Annotated in this window: 2 pseudogenes; both read left to right on the forward strand. The window is 60.8% G+C overall.

What is annotated here, in order from left to right:
* Positions 1–297 (forward strand): annotated as a pseudogene (locus R4P08_RS18460) (alpha/beta hydrolase); the annotation flags it as partial.
* A gap of 33 nt (positions 298–330) precedes the next feature.
* Positions 331–526: pseudogene (locus R4P08_RS18465) on the forward strand (deaminase); the annotation flags it as partial.

Genomic DNA, 526 nt, shown 5'->3' on the forward strand with positions numbered 1-526 from the left:
GACGGAACCCGCGACGATGCCCTGATGTCCAACATGCGAGGGGGAGGAGTCGATTTCGCGCCGGATGTCGGTGCATTGCGTGCTGCTCCCACCACTGTTGTGATCGGAGTAGGTGAAGAATCCGGCGGCCCAGAGGACGGTCACATCGCTGCTCGCGCAGCGTATTCGACTGCAGCGCTCCTAGGATCGGAGCCGATTGTCTTTCCCGGCGGCCACTCGGGATTCCTCGGCGGCGAATTCGGTCAGACCGGTAAGCCGACAGAATTTGCCGAGAGTCTGCGAAAAGTATTGAGCTGAAGAAGATTCCGTCTTACAGAACCAGGAGCAATCATGGGCCTCATCACGTTGGAGTTGTTCGCCACCCTCGACCTCGTCGCACAATCACCAGGAAGCCCCGAGGAAGATCCCGAGAACTTCCCCTTCGGTGGTTGGCAGGCTCCTCTGCTCGACGAGGTCTCCGGAGCACAGGTCGACGCCGCATACGAGGGCACGGATGCGCTCCTGCTCGGCCGACGCACCTACGACA

The organism is Rhodococcus sp. IEGM 1408 (assembly GCF_033142235.1).
Taxonomy (GTDB): Bacteria; Actinomycetota; Actinomycetes; order Mycobacteriales; family Mycobacteriaceae; genus Dietzia.